This is a genomic window from Beduinella massiliensis, assembly GCF_900199405.1.
GTDB classification, from domain to species: domain Bacteria; phylum Bacillota; class Clostridia; order Christensenellales; family Aristaeellaceae; genus Beduinella; species Beduinella massiliensis.
Genome location: NZ_LT963430.1, coordinates 3,887,337 through 3,906,908, shown reverse-complemented (window position 1 = coordinate 3,906,908; position 19,572 = coordinate 3,887,337). Strand labels below are relative to the sequence as shown.

The following is a 19,572-nucleotide window of genomic DNA, read 5'->3' as shown; positions in this document are numbered from 1 at the left end:
TGCGCTCCTTAGGCGTTCAGCTCCGCGCGGCGGATGATGTGGTCCTGGTAGCACTTGTCCAGCTCCACGAAGTAACCGCTCCAGCCCCACACGCGCACGATCAGATTGCGGTGCAGCTCCGGGTGCTTCTGAGCGTCCAGCAGGCGCTCGCGGTTGACGGTGTTGAGCTGAATCTGGTGGCCGCCGCGCAGCACGAACAAGCGCACGAGCTGAGCGACCTTTTCAATCGCCTCGTCGTTTTGAAAGACCTTGTCGGAAAATTCGATGGTGAGCGGCCCGCCGTTCATCGCGCGCACGAGATCCGGCTTGGTGAACGAGCGGATCAGGGAGACGGGGCCATTCAGGCGCACGTTGAGTGAGGGCGCGTAGTTCGCGGGCAGGGGCACTCCCGCCTCCCGCCCGTCGGCCGTCGCGCCGAGGCCTTCCGCATGCTGAATGTAGAACATTGCCGAGCCCGTGCCGGCGCGCACGCACCCGCCGCGCTCGTTTTGAAGCCCCTCCACCGCGCGGGAGAACATGTCCAGCAGCCGCACGGCATATCCGTCCGCCGCGTCGTCGTCGTTGCCCATCTTGGGGCACGAGAACTTCAGGCGATTTTGCAGTTCCTCGGCTCCGAGAAAATTGGCGTCCAGCGCGCGAAGCAGCTCGTTCGGATCGAGCCCTTCTTCAAAGACCGTTTTCTGCACGGCGGAAAGCATGTCCGCCGCGGGTGCGAGGCCCGTACCGTGCAGGCCGTAGTTGTTGTAGCGGCAGCCCAGGGAGATGTCGCGTCCGTTTTCGAGGCAGCCCTCAAAGAAGAGCGAGAGGTAGGGCGAGGGGATGACGTACAGGTTCCGCAGTCCAGAAAGCGTTTGGCGCACGTCCGCGAAGACGCGCGCTTCGACGTCCCGCAGGATCGCCTCCATGTCCGGGGCGGTGCGCAGTCCCTCCCGCAGCGCCTGATCCACGACGCCCGCGAACGAGAGCGCGCCGATGTTGGGGATGTCCATGCCACGGCCGGGAATGATGAATTCCCAGCAGGCGGCCATCGCGTAGTTGCGCGCGTCCGCTTCTTCATAGCCCAGGCGCAGCAGGCCGGGAATGGCCACGTCGTCGTTCTCGTACTGCGGGAAGCCCAGGCCCAGCTTCGTGAGCTGCGTGCCGAGCTCAAAGACCGAGAGGGGCGTGTCCTTGCTCACGCGCAGATTGATCTTCGGGTCGATGAGCCTGAGCTCCGCGCTGGCGCGCAGACACATCTCGGAGAGCAGGTTGTAGCCGTCGCGGCCGTCCGGCGTCATGCCGCCCAGCACGACGCTCTGGCCGTTATCGCCCTGCTGCATGCCGGGGTAGAGGTCGCTGTCGCGGTTGCAGGAGAGGAAGAACGCTTCCAGCAGCTCGAAGGCCTCGTCCTGCGTGAGCGCGCCGCGGTCCAAATCGCGCTGCAGGTAGGGCATCAGCGTCTGGTCGAGACGGCCGAGCGTATTGTGGTAATCCCCCTCGCACCACATGCAAAAGTGCAGGATGCGCAGGCCTTGAAGCGCCTCGCGGAAAGTCGCCGCGCCATAGGCGGGCACACGCGCGAGCACCTGCGCGAGCGCCGCGTCGCCCGCGCGAAGCGCCTCCTCGCGGTAGCGGCGGGTCAGATCCAGCACGGCGTCGATGCTTTCGCGCATGGCCGCGTGATAGGGGCTGTCGGACAGGCGCGCGCGAAGCGCGAGCAGGCCGCTTTTCAGCACAGAGGCGTAGTCCGGCGAGAGGTTGCAGACGTTTCCCTTCTCGTGGATGAAGTGATTTTGCGTAATCCCGGCCCACTCCTCGTCCGTGTAGATGCCGGGCAGCGCGGGCACGGTGCGCGTGAAGGCGATGAGTTCGCCAGGCAGCAGCACGGGCGTTTCCAGCGCGAGGGCGGTTTTGAGCCTGCGTGCGGTGCGCGCAAAGTCGGGCATGCCCGGCGCGCGGTAAGGCGCGGGGTCTACCTGCGGACGCTGGCGGTACGCATGATGCCGGCGTTCCCATTGCGCGTTCTTTATGGCAAGGATTCTCTCCGTCATACGGGATCCTTCCTCTCGGTTTAGAGTCAGGCCGCCGCGCGAAAGCGCGGAAGGCTGATCCTATTATAGAAATTCCCGGCGGCGGAGGAAAGAAAAAAACGGCCTTCTGCCGGACAAAAAATGACCTTTGAGGGGATGGCAGGATGCTGCTCTATCAGCTGGACAATTCCCGCTCGCTGTGGCACGTGCAGATCGATTTGTACCGCGATTTTGCGTACGTGCCGCATCTGCACCGGGACTTTGAATTCGTCTACGTGCTCTCCGGCGAGCTGGAGGTATCGGTAGCCGAGCGGCGGGAACGCGCGCAGGCGGGGGATCTGGCGCTCGTGCTGCCCAATCAGGTGCACGCCTACCGCACGCCTGCCGCGTCGCAGGCGTTGGTGTGCGTGTTTTCGGGGGATTATGTCAGCGCCTTTCAAAGGGAGATGGAGGGCCGCGCCGGGGAACGGTCGGTATTCGCCTGTCCGGCCGCGCTGGACGGATACCTTCGGGAAGGCTTCCTGGGCGTGGACGGGCCGGACAAATTCACGCTCATGGCCGCGCTTTACGCCGTATGCGCGCAATACAAGCGCGCTGTGCCCGCCGCGCCCGCGACGCGGCGCAGCGACGAGCTGCTCGTCCGCCTCATGCGCTACGTGGAGGAAAACTATCGCGAGGACATCTCGATGAAGCAAGCGGCGCGGGCGCTCGGCTACAGCGAGAACTACCTTTCGCGCGCCTTTCACACGGCTGTGGGCATGAACTTCAGGCAGTACGTCAACCAATACCGGGTGCAGCTCGCCTGCCGGCTGATCGAGCAAAGGCGCGGCAGCATGACGCGCATCGCGATGGAGAGCGGCTTTCAAAACATCCGCAGCTTCAACCGCGCGTTCATGCGGGCGACGGGCAGGACGCCCTCGCACTACGGAAGCGGGGAATTTCGGGCATGAAGGACGGCGGCGAGGAAATTTCCCCGCCGCCGTCACTTTGCCGTGTCATTTCTGCTGCCTACTTGCCCGCGACGGACATGCTGCCCGCCCAGATGGACGTGCCGCCCGCGCCGCCGCTCAGGAACTTGAGGTCGTTTGCGACCGCACGGATGCCCTTTAGCAGCTGATAGAAGTTGCCCGCGACGGTGATCTGCTCGACCGGTTGGGCGCGCTTCCCCGCCTGAACGAGGTACCCCTTGGAGAGCAGCGAGAAGTCGCCGGAGAGCGGGTTCGCACCCGCGTGCAGGCCGCTGATTTCGGTGATCACCAGGCCGTCGCCCATCTCTTGAAGGAGCGCTTCCAGCGATTTTTCGCCGGGCTTCAGGAAGAAGTTTGTCGGGCTCACGCGCACGGGCGCGCTGTAGCTCGCCTTGGAAGCGTTGCCGGTGGAGGCGACGCCGTCCTTTCGCGCGGTGCTGCGGTTGTGCAGCAGGGTTTTGAGCACGCCGTCCTCGACTACGCTCTTGGTATAGGCGGCGACACCCTCCGCGTCGAACGGGCAGGATTCCGGTCCGCCGGGGAGCAGCGGGTCATCCACGAGCGTGACACAGGGCGAGGCGATCGTTTCGCCCACGCGTCCTTCCAGCAGGGAGAGATGGCGCTGCGTGTTTTCGGCGGAGAAGATGCCGCTGAACGTCTCCAGCAGGTCGGCGACGGCTTCGCGCCGGAAGATGACCTCGTATTCGCCGCTGGGGATGCTGCCCGCGTCCAGCATGAAGCGGGCGTCTTCCACCGCACGCCGGGCGACGGCCTGCGTGTCCAGGCGCTCGAGGTCCGACGCCCACTCCATGGCGTAGCCGTCCGATGTGCGCTCGCCGCGCCGGGCGACGAGCTCGGCCATCGCGTAGACCGCGCCGTCCGTGTGGCTCAGGCTGAGCCCATAGGTGTTGACGAGGCGAACCGTGCCGGAAGCGAGCTGCATGACGCTGCGATCCACCTGGATGCCCTCGCCCTCCATGGCCTGCTCCATGCTCATTGCGCGGTCGATAAGCGATTGTACGGGCACGCTCTCAGCAGAAGCGTTTGAGGCCGCGACCGCCTCATAGCTCGGGCTGCCGGGAAAGATGTCCTGCACGTCGTCCGAATCGATGAGCGCTGCGGTCTCCTTCACGCCCGCGACGAGCAGGTCGATGGCTGCCTCGTCCAGCGCCTCGGTGGAGGCGTACCCCATGCGGCCCGCCACGACGCCGCGAAACGACAGCCCTGCGCGGGCGGAGACGGTGTAATCCTCTATTTTCTGACCGCGCACGAAGACGCGCAGGGAGTCGCCGGAGGCGTAATATACCTCGGCGCTTTCGATGCCCGCCGCCCTGGCGCGCTCGAACAGGGCGCTTACAAATGCGTCGAATTCCATAAGCTCCTCCTTCTGGATGCTTTGTTCTTGACCTTCTTGCGCTTATTTTCCGCTTCCGCCTACCGTAATGCTCGAAACGCGGATCATCGGCTGGCCCACGTTTACGGGCACGCTGCCGCTGAGCGATCCGCACATGCCCTGTTCCATGCGCAGCTCGCGCCCGACGCGGTCGATCCGCATCAGCACCTCGCCGCCGCGCCCGATCAGGGAAGCGCCGCGCACGGGGTGCGCGATCTTGCCGTCCTTCACGAGGTAGCCCTCGTCCACCGCGAAGTTGAATTCGCCTGTCGCGGGGTTGACCGAGCCGCCGCCCATCCGGCGGGCGTAGAGGCCGTCGCCCATGGTGGCGATCATCTGCGCTTCGTCATCCGTTCCCGCGGCGATGTAGGTGTTGCGCATGCGGGATGTGGGCGCGTAGGCGTAGGACTGTCTGCGGCCGGAGCCCGTGGGCGCCATGCCCATGCGCAGGCCGTTCAGCTTGTCGATCATGTAGTTTTTCAGGATGCCGTTTTCGATGAGCACCAGGCGGCCCGTCTCCATGCCCTCGTCGTCGACGTTGGTGGAGCCCCACTCGCCGGGAATCGTGCCGTCGTCCACGGCGGTGACGCAGGTGGCGGCGATCTGCCTGCCCAGCTTGCCGCAAAATTCGGACATGTCGCGGGCGACGGACGTCGCTTCCAGCGAGTGGCCGCAGGCCTCGTGGAAGATGACGCCGCCAAACCCGCTGTCGATGACGACCGGCATCACGCCTGCCGGGCAGGCGGGCGCGTGCAGCATGGTCACCGCAGTCCTGGCGGCCTCGCGGCCTACGGCCTCCGGGTCCACGCGCCCGTCGAACAGCTCAAAGCCTGCCATCGCGCCCGGGGCGAGCGTGCCGCTCTGGTTTTCCACGCCGCTGGAGGCCACGGCCGAGCAGCGCAGGCGCGTGTATACGCGCCGGTCGCTGACGCAAAGCCCCTCGCTGTTGGCGATGGTGACGCGCTGGTCGCCGTCGGTGTAGTCGACGATGGCCTGCGCGATTTCGGGGGAATAAGCCTTCGCGGCCGCGTACGCGTCGCGTACCTTCTGCGCCTTGCGTGCGCTCTCGACGGTGCCCGGAAGCTGGGCGATTCGGTGCAGGTTGGCGGGAATGCGCTCCGTAAGGCGCACGTCGCATCCTTGCGCGCGCGCGTCCATCACCGCGGCGGCCGCGCGTTCGGCGCAGGCGAGCAGTTCCGCGCGGTTCGTGCCCGCCGTGTAGCAGTAAATGCACTTGAGCCCGTCGAACACGCGCACGCCGGCGCCGCAGATGCGCGAGCGCGCGGCGTTTTCGATCTTGCCCCCGCGCAGGGATATCAGGGCGTTTTCGCGGTCCTCCACAAAGACTTCCGCAAAGGTGCCGCCGCGCCGAAGCGCCGTGGCGAGCACCTCCTGAAGGAATAGACGATCCATAACGTACCTCCTGTCTACGGTCTGCTTACTAGTATACCCCTTTTGGACCGGTTTTCAAGGGGAGGGGGATAGGATGCCCGTACACGGGGAAAGATTTTAGCGGGGCAAGCAGACGCGGAGGAAACGGGCCTCCGGCGTAGAATAGATATAAGAAGGAGATATGAGGGGTGCGGTTTATGCGCAGGATTACGCGGGACGAGGTTTACCGGGTGCTGAGCCGGTATATGGGCCAAAGGGTGGCCGGGGCGCGCATGGATCTATGCGACCAGATCGCCATCCTGCTGGGCAATTACTTTTACGACACGATTACGCTGGACGCGCTGTACGACAGGCTGGAAGAGCTTGTGTTCAGCCAGCTTTACGAGATGACGCAGGGTACGATGGCCTTTGAAACGGACGACGGGCGCGTCGTCAAGGTGCGCAACGCGCAGCGCGCGGCGATGTGCGAGGAGCTGATGGCGCTGGTGCTCTCGCGCTTCCCGGTCTGTCGGGCAGCCTACTGGGATCTCAACGGCTACGCGATGCGCCATACGTCGCTGCCCGCGCTGAGAAGGCTGTATCTGGACTTCGGCGAATACGCGACCGACATGGACAGGGAGCTGATCCGCAGGCTGATCGTGGAGAATTTCGACAAGGAACAGTACGAGACCTGGCTTGGGGACGCGGGTTGAAAACCGCGTCCTTTGTTATTGCCCATTGGGGCGGTTTCCGGTATAATATAAGAATGCATTTTCAGGGACATGTGATCATATAAATATAGATCGAGGAAGCATATGGGTAAGATCATCGCCATCACAAATCAAAAGGGCGGCGTGGGCAAGACCACCACGAGCATCAACCTCAGCGCGTGCATGGCCGCACAGGGCCAGCGCGTGCTGGTCGTGGATTCTGACCCGCAGGGCAATGCGAGCAGCGGGCTGGGCGTGCGCGTGAAGGAAAAGACGAAGACCATCTACGAGGTGCTCGCGGGCGAATGCAGCGCCGGGGAGGCGCTCGTGGAGACGAAGGTCAAGCGGCTGACGCTGCTACCCGCGGACATCCGCCTCGCGGGCGCGGAGCTGGAGCTCACGGGGGCCGAGCACCGCGAGTACGCCCTGCGCGAGGCGCTTGTCAGCGTGCGCGATCGCTTTGACTACGTCTTCATCGACTGTCCGCCCTCGCTGGGTCTCATCACGGTGAACGCCCTGTGCGCGGCGGACAGCGTGCTGGTGCCGATTCAGTGCGAGTATTACGCGCTGGAGGGCGTCACGTCGCTCATGGGCACGGTGACGCGCGTGCAGAAGACGCTCAACCGGGGGCTTGAGATCGAGGGCGTCGTGCTGACGATGCTGGATGCGCGCACGAACCTGGGGCTGCAGGTCGTAGCGCAGGTGAAAAAGCACTTCAAGGGCAAGGTGTTCAGCGCGGTCATCCCGCGCAACGTGCGCTTGGGCGAGGCGCCCAGCCACGGCCTGCCCATCCACCTGTACGATCCGCGCTCGAGCGGGGCCGAGGCCTACATGGACCTGGCGGTGGAGCTGGTACAGAGAAACAAGGGGGCTAAACGATGAAGAAGACGGGACTGGGGCGCGGGCTGGACGCGCTGCTGCCGGAGATCGAGGAAGAGACAGTGCCTGAAAACGCGGTCGTGGAGATCGACATCGGGGATATCGACCCGAACCGCGAGCAGCCGCGCAAGCGCTTTGACGAGGAGGCGCTCCGCCAGCTCGCCGCGTCGATTCAGCACTCGGGCGTCATTCAGCCGATCATCGTCTACCCCAGGGAAGGGCGATACGTGATCGTCGCGGGCGAACGGCGCTACCGCGCGTCGCGCCTGGCGGGGCTTTCCACCATCCCGGCGATCGTGCGCAGCTACGACCGGGTGAAGCAGATGGAGGTCGCGCTGCTGGAAAACATTCAGCGCGAAGACCTCAACCCCGTGGAGGAGGCGCAGGCCATCCGCCGCCTGATGGACGAGTGCGGACTGACGCAGGAGGCGGTCTCCGCGCAGCTCGGGCGCAGCCGTCCGGCGGTCGCCAACCTGCTGCGCATCCTTTCGCTGCCCAAGGCCATGCAGGACAAGGTCATCACGGGCGAGCTGTCCGCGGGGCACGCGCGTGTGCTCGCGGGCGTGGAGGACGCGGCGCACCGCCAGAGGCTGTTTGAACAGACGCTGCTCAGCGGCTGGTCGGTTCGCCAATTGGAGCAGGCGGCGCAGAAAGCGCCGGAAAAGAAGAAGCGGGAAAGCGTGCTGGCGGTCGAATTGACGAAGCTGGAGGAGGATCTTCGCGAGACGCTGGGGGTGCGTGCGACGATCTCGGGCACGCCGAAGAAAGGGCGCATCGTGCTGCAGTACTATTCTCAGGACGAGCTGGAGACGCTGTACGAGGCGATTCAGCGCTTGGGGCCGCGGCCGTGAAGTCGCGTCTGGCGGCGCTGGCGTGCGCGGCGGCCGTCTTTGTGTGCGTGGCGGTGTGGCTGGTCCGCGCGGACGATGGGAAGCGCCCGGCGGAGATCTGCACCGAACCCATTGAAACGCTCTGGGACGTAGAGGACACGCTTCAATGGACGGAAGAACGGCTGGAAGGAGCGCTCGTGTTCGGCGAGGAGCGGCTCGCCTACGACGCATCCAGCCGCACGTATTACTGCCCGCTGCGTCTGGACGATGCGCAGTGGCCGGAGATTCCGCTGTGCGTCGCCGCGCCGGGTATGCGCGCGGCGTGGGTGGACGAGTACATGTTTGACGATAAGGCGGAGGCCGTCGCCGACGGTGTCCGCTATTCGTTTATGGTTTGGGACGGCGAACGTTATACCACGGCGGGCGTCGTGTTTACGGGCCTTCCGGTCGTGCAGCTATACGCGGGGCGCGAGCTGACGCGGGAGGACACGCTGGGCTCCGTGCGCATCAGCGATTCGGAAAACGGACTGTACGTTTCCATGCGGGCAAATCTGCGCACGCGCGGCTCCTCGGCAACCCAGGCGGAGAAGAAGTCCTACCGCATGAAGCTCATGAGCCAGGGACACTCGGGCCGGTTGAGCGGCGAAGCCCTGCCGGTTTTGGGCATGCCCGCAGGGGATACCTGGGTGCTGATCGCCGGGGCGCTCGAGGGAACGCGGGTGCGCGACAAGCTGGCGCTGGACATCTGGAACGGCTTTGCCCGGGAGGATGATCCCTACTATTACGGAACACAGGGCGAATTTGTCGAGCTTTTCCTGGACGACGCCTACATGGGTCTGTACGTGCTGGCACAGGCGGCGGATGCGGAGGCGATCGCGCGGGCTGGAAAAACGCGCGTGATCGAGCAGGACGTCATGTACCGTTCGATGTACCTGGGGTATACGACGGCCTTTGAACGGCCGGTTCAGGTGAACGAGTGGAACCGCTTTTATGGATACCAGTATCGCTATCCGGAAAAGACGGAGGCGCAGGAGGATGACTGGGCGCTGCTGAACGAATACGTCGCCCTCAGCGGCGGCATCGAAGAGATGGATGCGTTCAGAAAGGCGGCTGAAGGCCGCGTGGACGTCCGAAACGCGATCGACTATTGGCTGTTCGTGCAGGCCTGCGCCCTAAACGACAACGTGCGCAACAACCTCTTCATCTGGTGGCACGACGAACCGCAGGGCTACGTGCTTTCCTTCTTCCCGTGGGATTTGGACAAGAGCTTCGGCATCGAGGCCGACACAGGCTCCGAGGATCGGCTCACGGCCCTGGGCGGCATCAAGGCGTTTCCGATCGCCATGCGGCTCGTCGCCGCGGACGTGGACGGCGCGCGCGGCTATTGGCGCCCGCGCTGGCAGACGCTTCGCGAGGGCGTGCTCAGCGAGGCGTGGCTGGAGGAACGCATAGCCTGGTATGAGCATGTCCTCAACGATTCGGGAGCCTACCGGCGGGAGAGCGCCCGCTGGATGGACGAGGAGAAAAACGCGGATTTGTACGGACTGGTCAGCTTTATGTCGGAAAGGCTTGCGCTGCTGGACGACTGGATTTTGATGGTGGACGACGATTCGCTGTTCATCGTGGAAGAGAAACTGACGCAGTAGCCGCGCGGCGTGCAGAAGAGAGGATAGCGCTCATGAGCATTTGGAAACAGGAAGAGGCGGCGGGATACAGGCACGAAAACAAGTATCTGTTTTCCACGCGGCAGATGGAGGCGCTCGCCCTGCGCCTGCGGCAGGTCCTGCGGATGGATGAACACACGGATGGGGATGGGGTCTACCACATTTCCAGCCTGTACTTCGACGATTACGAAAACGCTGCGCTCCATCAGACCCAAACAGGGGTGCCGCAGCGCGACAAGTTCCGAATCAGGATGTATAACGGCAACAAAGAGGATATGCATCTGGAAAAAAAGAGCCGCAGGGGCGGCATGACGCTCAAGGCGAGCTGCCCTATCTCCCAGGAGGACTGCCGCGCGATTCTGCGGGGCGAGCTGCTCGACCTTTCGCCAGACCGGCCGGCGGTATGGCGGCAGTTCGCCGGGCTGCAGAGATCCCGGCTGCTGCGTCCGGCCTGCGTCGTGGATTACGACCGGGTGGCTTTCGTGTACGAACCGGGCAATGTGCGCGTGACGCTGGACTGCAACGTCTCGGCGGGGACGTGGACGGAGGACTTCTTGGAGGGCATGCCGATGATGCCGGTGCTGGAGCAGGATCGCCACATTCTGGAGGTCAAGTACGACGCGCTGCTGCCCTCCGTCGTGGACGGCCTGCTGCTTTCGGGCGCGATGCTGCCCAGTTCCTTTTCCAAGTACGCGCTGTCGCGTGAGGCGACGGGACGTTGATCGACAGGGAAAACCGCCCGGCGTGCGGCCCTTACAAAAGGAGGATATACAATGGATTCGATTGTTGAGGCAATACAATCCGCGTCTCTCGTTTCGCAGCTTCCGTGGAGCAAAGTCGTTTTGACCCTTCTCGTTGCGCTGGCGCTATGCGCGTATGTCAGCGTAATCTATCGCCTGGCGACCTCCGCGACGTTCTTTTCCCGCGATTTCTCCGTCACGGTGGGGGTCATCGGGTTGATGACGGCCGGAATCGTTCTGGCGATGCAGACCAGCCTTTTGGTCTCCATGGGCATGGTGGGCGCGCTTTCAATCGTGCGCTTCAGAACGGCGCTCAAGAGCCCGAAGGATCTGATGTTCCTCTTTTGGTCGATCGGGACCGGCATGGTCTGCGGCTGCGGGCTTTACGGTCTGGCGCTGCTCTGCGCGCTTGGCATGACGCTGGGCATCCTCTTCTGGCAGTGGGTGCCGCTCGTCCGCCAGCCTTATCTGGTGGTGGTCAATGCGCGCGCAGACGCTGAGCAGAAGGAAATTCTCGAATGCATACGCGCCTTTGCGCCGCGCTTTCGCGTAAAATCGCGCGTGCTCACGGCGAACCGGCTGGAACTGGTCGTGGAGCTGCGCGCCCGGGACGAGCAGGGGATGATGGAAAAGCTGCACGCGCTCGCGTCGATAGAATCGGTCAGCGTGCTTTCACACGACGGCGATCAGTGTCCATAAGGCCGTTTGAAAAAAGGGGAAGACGACGCGGAAGCGCTGCCTTCTCCTTTTTATTTTACTTGTCCCTGCGCGTCAGCCTCCGTCGGGCTGAAGGAAAGCAGCCAGCCCACCGCCGCTGGGCTTCTTTTAAATTCCGTGGGCGTCATGCCGGTGATCGTCTTGAAATTCTGCACGAAGTGGTTGTAGCCCTTGAACCCCGCCTGCTGGCAGGCGTCTGCGACGCTCGCTTCATCGAAGAGCAGCAGGTGCGCCGCATGATAGATGCGGATGCGGTTCAGGCAGCTGATGATGTTGTCGCCGGTCTCTTTTTTGAACAGGTAACTCAGGTGGTTGTAGCTCAAATGGCAGTGCTTTGCCACGTCGCCCAGATGGATGTCTTCGGCGTAATGGCGGCCCAAATAGTCGAGCGCATCCCGGATGGCGGGTGAATAGCGGCGCGCCCGAAGCGAGCTGTTCTGGTCGCAGAGCGCCGAGAACTGCTCGAAAAAGTACGCCTGAGCCTGCGCTAAGCCCGGGGGAACGACCGCGCGCTCCCCGGCGGGCAGCCCCAGCGTCTGGCGTGCGTGGCTGAGCAGGGAAAACAGGTTGTTGTACAGTTCATTGCAGCGCTCCTTGGCTGTGCTCAGAAACAGCGAACGGAGAGTCTGGTCGATGATCGTCTTTTGCCCGTTGATGACCGCCAGGGTGAGCACGGCGCTTTCGCGCGAGGCGAGGAAGGAACGGGGCTTTGCGGCCGGTTCATGCTCCCGTACGAACAGCTGATAGACGCCGGGAATTTGTCCCGCCCCCGCGCAGAAGTGAGGGGGCGCAAAGGCGTATCGCGCGTTGTGATACTTGAAGAGCGCCTTTTGCAGAAGGGATGCGCGCTGCTCCGCTGCGGCAAGGCCTTTGGCGCAATCCTTCTCATCGGCGGGCAGCAGCAGCGCGAGCTGACCGGCAGCCGGCGCGCAGACGGCCGTCCCCGCCACGTCGTTCAGGATGTGGCGGCAGGTTTGCAGGATGCTTCGCTGCTGCGCCTCAATCAGAGGGCGTTCGCCCTGATAGACGGCACAGACCAGGTAGCCGCGAAGGCCTTCTTCCACCCCGCCCAGCAGGGCGCGCTGCAGCCTCTGCTCCGGATCGTCCTCCTGCGCGTCCATGGGCAGGCACAGGCCATGCTGCGCGAGCAGGCGGATGACGCCGTCCGGGCTGATTTCGTGCTTGAGCAGGTAGTCCGCCGCACCCAGTTTCAGCGCTTCGCGCACGTAGGAATAGTCGGAATAACTGCTGAGCATGAAACACAGGACCGACGGGTAATCCTGCAAGAGCGCGCGCAGCAGCGCGATACCGTCCATGTCGGGCATGCACACGTCGATAAAGGCGGCGTCTGGCGGCTGAACGGCGTTTTCCAGGTAGGCGAGCGCCTCGCGCCCATTGTGCGCCTCATAGGCGATGCGCAGGCCGTAACGCCCCCAGTCCGCCAGCGCGTAGAAGGCGTTGAGCGACAAAAAGTCGTCGTCTACCAGCAGGATTTGCTTCATTCACAGGGCTCCTTTGAAAGAAAAGGCAGGGATAGCTGCACGGTCGTATATTTTCCGGGTTCCGCGAAGATATTCAGGCCAAACCGGCTTCCGAAGCGCATCTGGATTCGCTTTCGCACGTTTTGAATGCCGATGCCGGAGAAGCGGCGCTTGTCCGTGTTGCGCTCCTGCCCCAGCAGCTCGTCGATCTGTTCGCCGCTCATCCCCTGTCCGTTGTCCGTGACGGTCAAGAAGAGAACGTCGGCGTTTTTTTGCGCGTGGACGCGGATGACGCCGTCGCTGCGGAAGTCCGCGATGCCGTGGATGATCGCGTTTTCGACGATGGGTTGAAGCACCATCGGCGGCAGACGGCATTCCATGAGCGTCTCGTCGACCTCGATGTCGAGCGAAAAGTCGTTCAGGTATTGATACTGACAGATTTCGCAGTAGTTTCGCACGTACTCGATCTCCTGAGAGAGGGGGATCAGCGCCTCCGTATTGCTCAGCGCCGCGCGCAGCAGGCGGATGATCGCCCCGGTGAGCCGGTCAATGTGGTCCATGCCCTGCATGGAGGCGAGGTGGCGCACGCTGTTGAGCGCGTTGTAGAGGAAGTGCGGGCTGATCTGCGCGCGAAGCACCTGAATTTCAAGCTCATGCTGCGTGCGTTCCCGCTCCTGATTTTCGCGGATGAGCGCGTCGATGTGCGCGGCCATATGCGCGAACGTGCGGCTGAGCTGGCCGAATTCGTCCTGAGAAGGGATGACGGCTACCTCCCCATAGGCGCGGCTTTCGACCAGACGGATGTTGTTTTGCATGACCTGAAAGCCGCTCACCACCTTACGGGAAAGCCCGAAGCTGAGCAGGAACCCGGCGACGAGCGCGAAAAGCGCCGCGGGCAGCAGCCAAGGGATGATCTCGGACAGCTTTTCTGAAAAGCGCATTGCGGGGAAGACCATCGCGACGGTAAGGCCGGTCTGCGGCGACGTGCTCTGCGCACAATGCAGCCCGCCGGGCATGACGCTCTGCGCGCGTCCTGCGAGGTAGGCGTCGATTTGACCCGCCGCGTCCGCTCCGTCCTCGTAGCGGCGAAAGACGCTGCCCTCGGCGTCCAGCAGCACGAGGCCGCTGTCCGGCATCAGCAGCCCTCTGCACAGGCTGTCAAAGGCGCTGTTGTAGATTTGGGAGTACAGGTAGGCGTTGCTGCCGTCGCCCAGGGAGGTGGAGGAGACGTAGAAGGCAAAGCCGTCCCGCAGCAGCAGGCGGTTCAGCTCGTCCGGTTTGAGCGAGTAGGGGTCGATCAGCGCATTAAACCCGCCGTATTGCAGCTTTTCGGACGCGCTCTTTTGCAGCAGCATGCCGCTGATGAGGTTGTACTGGCTGCGTCCGCAGAAGCGCAGCATGTTCTGCGCGTCGTGATAGCCCTGAAACCACTCGTAGGAGGGCATGCTGACGCTGGTGTCGTACAAAAAAGGATAGACGTTTTCGCTGGAGAAGAGCAGCACGTGGGTTTGCGCAATGTTGTCGACGAACGTGTCGATCTGGCTGGCGATGGTATCTACCGCGCTTTGGCCGCTTAGCACGGACACCTGGGTCAGGTCATTCATTGCGTTCAGGGAGTATGCGCTGATGAGAAACGTGGAGATCAGCAGGACCGACAGGAAGATGGAGACGAAGACGTGCGCCGAGATGTGGCGGCGCACGTCGAAAAGCGAGCACAGCCTGTGCTGCGCGTCTTTTAAAACCTTTCGGGCGGCGGAAAAACGCCGGATGATTTCACCGTCGTTCTTCTCTGAACTGACGGAAATTATGCGCTTTTTTCGTAAGGGTGACATAAACGTACCTCGTTTTCGATTGCTTGGATGAAGGGATTCTAACACAATGGCATAAAAACCGCAAGAAATCAGCGGCGTGATGCCCAATGTCCGAAAAAAGGGATAGATAAATCGTAAATTACGTGGTGGTTTTGACGGGACCAAAAAGTTAACATGGAGCCATTACAGGAAGCCTGGTACGACGCGGACGGGCTTTCAAAAAAACAAGGAGGCCAAGACATGAAAAAGTTTCTGTGCTGCATGGTAGCGCTGGCGATGCTGCTGACGACGCTCGCGGCGACCGCCCTGGCGGAGGAGAAGGACCTCGTGGCCCTCTCCAAAGAGGACGCGAACTTCAACCCGACCGGCTACCCGATCGTGAAGGAGCCCGTCAAGAAGACGATCATGCTCCGAAAGCCCGCCAACATTTCGGACCCTGCCGAGATGGAAACGCTCAACTACATCGCGAAGCTCATGAACATCGAGATCGAATGGATCGTCGTGGGCGCTGATGGCTGGGAAGAGCGCGTCAACCTAATGTTCGCCTCCGGCGATCTGCCGGACATCATCATGAAGGGCAGCATCAAGAACCTGCCCCGCGTGGTGGAGGACGGCCAGCTGGTCGCGATCGACGGACTGATGGAGGAATACTCCACGGGCCTGAAGCCCCTGCTGGAGCAGTATCCCGGCGTGGAAGCGTCGGTTCGCTCCGCCGACGGCAAGCTGTACACGCTGCCCGGCGTCAACACCCTCAAGGCGAACCTGACGAGCCACCGCAACCTGTGGATCAACAAGACCTGGATGGACAACCTGGGTCTTGAGACCCCCACGACGACCGAGGAGCTGCTGAACGTGCTGCGTGCGTTCCGCGATCAGGACGCGGACGGCGACGGCAACACGGGCAACGAGATTCCCTACACCGTCGAGGACTCCGGCGCGATGCACAACGCCCGCCCCGACATCATCGCTGGCCTGTTCGGGCTGCACAGCAACTTCGGTGCGGACAGCTTGGGCAATGAAAACATCCAGCTCGTCGATGGAAAGGTCAGCTATCTGAAGACCGATGAAACCTGGAAGAAGGTTCTGGAGTACATGAACGTCATGTATAAGGAAGGCCTGCTGGACAACGAGGTCTTCACACAGACGAGCGACATGTCCATCGGCAAAATCTCCAGCGGCAACATCGGCGTGTTCGGCCTGAGCTCCGACGATCTGTTCACCACGGTGAGCGACAACTACGTGGCGCTCGCGCCGGTCAAGAGCGACAGCGGCCTGGAACCGGTTATCGCCCTGGGCTCCAATTCCATGGGCGCGAATACCTTCATTACCGCGGCCGACGAGTCGCCCTGGGTTTCCTTCCGCCTGCTCGACTACTTCTTCACCTACGAGGGCTCCATGACGGTCGGCTGCTTTAACGAGGATCTGATCGGCAAGACCTGCCAGAAGACGGCGGACGGCAGGTGGGATTACGCGGAAGAGATGCTGAACGACGAGCGCGGCGTCGCGGTCGCGGTCGGAGAGGCCTGCCCCCTGCCGGGCGGCGGTTTCGGCTACTGGCGCCATGAGGACAACTCCAACTACATCTACAGCAACAAGGTGCAGGAGAACGTGCCCGTCTGGGAGCCCTACTATCAGAAGGATGCCGTGTACGGCGCGCCGCAGTTCGCTTCAGAGACATCCGACCGGATTAACGAGATCATTTCGGACCTCGACGTCTACGTGAACGAATGCCAGGCGAAGTTCATCACCGGCGAAATGAGCTTTGACAAGTGGGACGAATACGTGAAGACTACGGTGAAGCTCGGCGCGGAGGAACTGGTTGGCTTCTACCAGAGCTATTACGACGCCCTGTAATGGCTTCCATGGGGCGGCGGGCTTGCCCGGCCGCCCCCTTTTTTCAAACACGTTTGCACAGGGCCCGAAGCCGCACAGGCGAAAGGGCGTAAGAAAAGGAGAGCCAATATGGTTTCACCAAAACCTAAACAGAGAAGAGTTCTGGGGCATAGAGTTTGGGCGGCAAGGGAGCTATACCTGCTTCTCCTGCTTCCGCTCATCTGGTACGTCATCTTCCGCTACATCCCGCTCTACGGCGTACAGATCGCCTTTCGCGATTACAGGCCTGTGCGCGGCTTCTTCGGCAGCGAGTGGGTCGGGCTGAAACACTTTGAGCGCTTTTTCAATTCCTTTTACTTTGAACGCGTGGTCGGCAACACCCTCGTCATCAACTTCGTGAGCCTGCTCGTCGGCTTTCCCATCCCCATCCTGTTTGCGCTGCTGCTCAACGAGATTCAGAACGTGCGATACAAAAAGGTGCTGCAAAACGTCACCTATATCCCGCACTTCCTCTCCGCGGTGGTGCTGGTAAGCATCCTTCAGCTCATGTTCAACCCCAACACGGGCGTTTACAACATGCTGCGCGCGCAGTTTGGCCTGGGCACCACGAATTATTTCGCCACCGAGGGCGCGTTCAAGCCGATGTACGTCCTCTCGGGCCTTTGGCAGAACATGGGATGGGATTCGATCCTCTACATCGCGGCGCTGGCGGGCATCGACCCCGCACTCTACGAAGCGGCGACGATCGACGGGGCGACGCGCATCCAGAAGATCCGCTACATCGCCATCCCCAGCATCATGGGCACCATTACCATCATGCTGCTGCTGCGCTGCGGGCAGATCATGAACATCGGCTATGAAAAGGTGCTGCTGATGCAAAACGACCTCAATCGCGCTTCCAGCGACGTGATCTCGACCTACGTGTACCGCGTCGGCATTCTGGAGGGCAACTATTCGTATTCGACGGCCATCAACCTGTTTAATTCGCTGTGCAACATCGTCCTGCTCTTCTTCGCCAACCTGCTGGCAAAGCGCATGGGCGGAACCAGCCTGTGGTGAGAGGAGGCGGCATCGTGAAAAAATCCACGGTCATCCGGGAGACAAAGCGCGACCGCATCTTTCTGGGCATTCTGCTCGCGGTTTCGCTGATAATCCTGGTCATCGAAATCTATCCGCTGATCTACGTGGTCAGCGCCTCGTTCAGCTCTTCGGACGCGATCTCCCTGGGCAGGGTTTACCTGCTGCCGGTGGAGCTCAATTTGAAGGGCTATGAGATGCTGATGGAGAACAAGGACATCCTGCTGGGCTTTAAAAACAGCTCGATTTACCTGGTCGTCGGAACCCTCATCAACATGCTGCTGACGACGCTGATCGCCTATCCCCTCTCGCGCAGGGAGCTGCCGGGGCGCAATATCCTGACGCTGTTCGTGGTGCTGACGATGTACGTGCAGGGCGGACTGATTCCGACCTACCTGCTGGTGAGCGATCTGAAAATGGTCGATACCCTGTGGGGGCTGATATTGCCCAACGCGATCGTGACGACGAACATGATCATCATGCGCACGTACTTTCAAAGCTCCATCCCCGAGACGCTGCACGAGGCGGCGGTGCTCGACGGATGCAACTACACGCGCTACCTGCTGCGCATCGTGCTGCCGCTCTCGATGCCCATCATCGCGGTCGTCGGCCTCTACTACGCCGTAGGCCACTGGAACAACTACTTTGACGCGCTGATCTACCTGCGTTCCAGCAGCAAGCAGAGCCTGCAGCTGGTGCTGCGCAACATCCTGCTCGCCAACCAGGTCAATGCGGGCGACGGCTCCTACGCGGAGAGCTCGAAGCTGGGCGTTACGATCAAGTACTCCGTCATCGTCGTCAGCTGCATCCCCATGATGATCGCGTATCCCTTCGTGCAGAAGTTCTTCGTCAAGGGCGTCATGATCGGCGCGCTCAAGGGCTGATCCCCCGGTAAACAGACAAATGAGGAGGAAAACCATGAACAGGGAAGAAAACTTCGACAAGGTCCTCTCGCAGCACAAGATCGACAAGGTGTCCTTCTATCGCTTCCGCGCGCGCTACCCGCGCCTGCACGGCAAGAACGCGCGGCTGAGCTACCACGGCTTTGGCGGCGAGGTGACGGTCGCCAAGGTCTGCACTGATCAGGGCGCCTGCGGCTGGGGCGAGCTGAGCGACAGCCTTCAGGATGCGAGGGCAACGGCGGAGCGCATAACGGGAAAGTGCCTGACGGATATTTTTTCCGCCGGCACGGGTATTCTGGATGATACGCTCAAGGCGCTGGACATTCCGCTGCACGACCTGGCGGGCATGATCCTCGGATTGCCGGTCAGCCGCATGATTTCCGAGAGCGCCAGCCCGAAGATTCGCGTCTACGACGGCGCGATCTACATGAACGACATCATCCCCGAGGATCGTCCGCAGGGGGTGGAGCAGGTTCTGGCCGATTGCGCGTACGACTACGCGCTGGGCCATCGCACGCTCAAGATCAAGATCGGCCGCGGCAGCATCTGGATGGAGCATGACGCGGGGCTCGCGCGCGACATCGAGGTCGTGCGGCGCATCCACGAGGCGTTCCCGGACGCGGGCCTGATGGTGGACGCCAACGACGGCTACAGCGTCGAGGACGCCATCGCCTTTCTGGAGGGAATCGGGGACGCGCCGCTCGTCTGGTTCGAAGAGCCCTTCCGCGAGGAGGAAAAGGCCAACCGCGCCTTGCGCGAGTACCTCGACGTCCATCGTCCGCGCACGCTGATCGCGGACGGCGAATCCATGACGGACATCGACCTGCTGCACGATCTCGCCGCTAAAGGCCTGCTCGACGTGTGGCAGCCGGACGTGTGCGGCTACGGATTTACGGCCTGGCGGAAGCTGATGAAGGAGATCGAGGAGAAGGGCTACCTCGCCTCGCCGCACGCTTGGGGCAACGTGGTCAAGACGCACTACTGCGCGCACCTGGCCGCCGCGTATCCTCATCACATCCCCTGTATCGAGGCGGTGCTTGGCGAGTCCGAGGGCGTGGATTACGGCGGGTATGAACTGCATAACGGCATCATGACGCTGCCGGACCGTCCGGGCTTTGGCATGGACCTCATCTGGGCGCCGGAGGTGTAAAGAAGAACGGGGCATTCGCATGTGGGAAGGTGCGAAT

At 62.4% G+C, this 19,572-nt stretch carries 16 protein-coding genes; 11 read left to right on the top strand and 5 right to left on the bottom strand.

What is annotated here, in order from left to right:
- Positions 1-8: 8 nt before the first annotated feature.
- Positions 9-2,030 carry a pyruvate formate lyase family protein gene (locus C1725_RS18550; protein ID WP_102413158.1) on the bottom strand — a complete coding sequence of 674 codons (2,022 nt, stop codon included), beginning with the start codon at positions 2,028-2,030 and terminating at the stop codon, positions 9-11.
- A gap of 143 nt (positions 2,031-2,173) precedes the next feature.
- Here C1725_RS18550 and C1725_RS18545 point away from each other — a divergent pair, with 143 nt between their 5' ends.
- On the top strand, positions 2,174-2,959 hold the full coding sequence (locus tag C1725_RS18545; RefSeq protein ID WP_102413157.1) for a helix-turn-helix domain-containing protein: 786 nt from the start codon (positions 2,174-2,176) through the stop codon (positions 2,957-2,959).
- A 58-nt stretch (positions 2,960-3,017) separates the two neighbouring features.
- Here C1725_RS18545 and C1725_RS18540 read toward each other — a convergent pair whose 3' ends face one another.
- Both C1725_RS18540 and C1725_RS18535 read right to left on the bottom strand, forming a co-directional pair.
- Positions 3,018-4,352 carry a metallopeptidase TldD-related protein gene (locus tag C1725_RS18540; RefSeq protein ID WP_102413156.1) on the bottom strand — a complete coding sequence of 445 codons (1,335 nt, stop codon included), beginning with the start codon at positions 4,350-4,352 and terminating at the stop codon, positions 3,018-3,020.
- A gap of 42 nt (positions 4,353-4,394) precedes the next feature.
- On the bottom strand, positions 4,395-5,783 hold the full coding sequence (locus C1725_RS18535; protein WP_102413155.1) for a metallopeptidase TldD-related protein: 1,389 nt from the start codon (positions 5,781-5,783) through the stop codon (positions 4,395-4,397).
- A gap of 176 nt (positions 5,784-5,959) precedes the next feature.
- Here C1725_RS18535 and C1725_RS18530 point away from each other — a divergent pair, with 176 nt between their 5' ends.
- From C1725_RS18530 to C1725_RS18505, 6 genes are all read left to right on the top strand, one after another.
- On the top strand, positions 5,960-6,454 hold the full coding sequence (locus tag C1725_RS18530) for a hypothetical protein (protein ID WP_102413154.1): 495 nt from the start codon (positions 5,960-5,962) through the stop codon (positions 6,452-6,454).
- 102 nt (positions 6,455-6,556) lie between these two features.
- On the top strand, positions 6,557-7,333 hold the full coding sequence (locus tag C1725_RS18525) for an AAA family ATPase (protein WP_102413153.1): 777 nt from the start codon (positions 6,557-6,559) through the stop codon (positions 7,331-7,333).
- A complete protein-coding gene (locus C1725_RS18520; RefSeq protein WP_102413152.1) occupies positions 7,330-8,181 on the top strand; it encodes a ParB/RepB/Spo0J family partition protein in 852 nt (283 codons plus the stop codon). The genes C1725_RS18525 and C1725_RS18520 overlap by 4 nt, the downstream gene beginning before the upstream one ends.
- Positions 8,178-9,806, top strand: coding sequence for a CotH kinase family protein (locus C1725_RS18515; protein WP_102413151.1), 1,629 nt, complete (start codon positions 8,178-8,180; stop codon positions 9,804-9,806). The genes C1725_RS18520 and C1725_RS18515 overlap by 4 nt, the downstream gene beginning before the upstream one ends.
- 32 nt (positions 9,807-9,838) lie before the next feature.
- Positions 9,839-10,546, top strand: coding sequence for a VTC domain-containing protein (locus tag C1725_RS18510; protein WP_102413150.1), 708 nt, complete (start codon positions 9,839-9,841; stop codon positions 10,544-10,546).
- A 51-nt stretch (positions 10,547-10,597) separates the two neighbouring features.
- Positions 10,598-11,263 (top strand): DUF4956 domain-containing protein, encoded by a 666-nt coding sequence (locus C1725_RS18505; protein WP_102413149.1) that lies wholly within the window; start codon positions 10,598-10,600, stop codon positions 11,261-11,263.
- A gap of 50 nt (positions 11,264-11,313) precedes the next feature.
- On the opposite strand, the gene C1725_RS18500 is transcribed toward C1725_RS18505, so the two are convergent.
- Both C1725_RS18500 and C1725_RS18495 read right to left on the bottom strand, forming a co-directional pair.
- On the bottom strand, positions 11,314-12,783 hold the full coding sequence (locus C1725_RS18500) for a response regulator (protein WP_102413148.1): 1,470 nt from the start codon (positions 12,781-12,783) through the stop codon (positions 11,314-11,316).
- Entirely contained in the window at positions 12,780-14,594 is a 1,815-nt protein-coding gene (locus C1725_RS18495; RefSeq protein WP_102413147.1) for a histidine kinase, read from the bottom strand. The genes C1725_RS18500 and C1725_RS18495 overlap by 4 nt, the downstream gene beginning before the upstream one ends.
- A 219-nt stretch (positions 14,595-14,813) precedes the next feature.
- Between C1725_RS18495 and C1725_RS18490 the strand changes: the two genes are divergently transcribed.
- The 4 genes from C1725_RS18490 to C1725_RS18475 all read left to right on the top strand — a co-directional run bounded on the left by C1725_RS18490 (position 14,814) and on the right by C1725_RS18475 (position 19,535).
- Positions 14,814-16,427, top strand: coding sequence for an extracellular solute-binding protein (locus C1725_RS18490; RefSeq protein ID WP_346026851.1), 1,614 nt, complete (start codon positions 14,814-14,816; stop codon positions 16,425-16,427).
- Between the two features lie 108 nt (positions 16,428-16,535).
- Positions 16,536-17,465, top strand: coding sequence for an ABC transporter permease subunit (locus tag C1725_RS18485; protein WP_102413145.1), 930 nt, complete (start codon positions 16,536-16,538; stop codon positions 17,463-17,465).
- Between the two features lie 14 nt (positions 17,466-17,479).
- Positions 17,480-18,367, top strand: coding sequence for an ABC transporter permease subunit (locus C1725_RS18480; RefSeq protein ID WP_102413144.1), 888 nt, complete (start codon positions 17,480-17,482; stop codon positions 18,365-18,367).
- A gap of 34 nt (positions 18,368-18,401) precedes the next feature.
- Positions 18,402-19,535, top strand: a complete 1,134-nt coding sequence (locus tag C1725_RS18475; protein ID WP_346026850.1) for an enolase C-terminal domain-like protein — start codon at positions 18,402-18,404, stop codon at positions 19,533-19,535.
- Positions 19,536-19,572: the final 37 nt, after the last annotated feature.